Genomic DNA, 595 nt, shown 5'->3' with positions numbered 1-595 from the left:
AATAAATCTACCAACAGCCAGCGACAACAGGCCGTTAACTGGCAATGAGCATACCTCAGAGATGGTGCAGGATATGCCAGTACCAATGGAGGATGTACCGCTCACTACAGAAATTAACAGTGAAACAGCAATTTCAGAATTTTCTTTAAACCAGCAAAATGAACTACGAATACATTTAAATAATCAAGAAATACAAGCAGTACTAAAGAATGCCGGGATACTGCTGAAAACCCTCAATGACAGGAAAATCCAACTAGCGCGAGACAGGGGGAAGCCGCCCGCACACTCGCTCTTTTCCAAGTTAAAAAACTTCAGCATTGTTAAAGATTATCAGACTTTCGAAGGTTATTTTGCTAAGGCTAACACGTTCTTTTTAGCTGTAAATACCCGGCAGATTACAAATACCAGCTGCCTTACGAGCATGCTCAACTCGAAGACTCAGATAAAGGCGTTTGCAGAAGTACCCGAGGAAAACATTCAGTCGGTTGCTGATAACCCATGCTTGAAACAAATAGCCTCCATGTGTCATGGCAAAGGCTTACCGAAAGATAAGGACGTGAAGGCCTTCCTGACCCTGCCCTGCTTGAAAGAGGGC

Annotated in this window: 1 protein-coding gene; it reads left to right on the top strand. The window is 43.7% G+C overall.

What is annotated here, in order from left to right; translation table 11 throughout:
* Window positions 1–73: 73 nt before the first annotated feature.
* Window positions 74–595, top strand: a 522-nt coding sequence (locus tag J7439_RS25925; protein ID WP_209204940.1) for a hypothetical protein, incomplete at its 3' end; no start/stop codon positions are given.

Origin of the sequence: Salinisphaera sp. G21_0 (genome assembly GCF_017744115.1) — a bacterium.
GTDB lineage: Bacteria > Pseudomonadota > Gammaproteobacteria > Pseudomonadales > Endozoicomonadaceae > Endozoicomonas.
The sequence above is the reverse complement of the archived record's forward strand: the minus strand, read 5'-3'. Positions and strand labels throughout refer to the sequence as shown.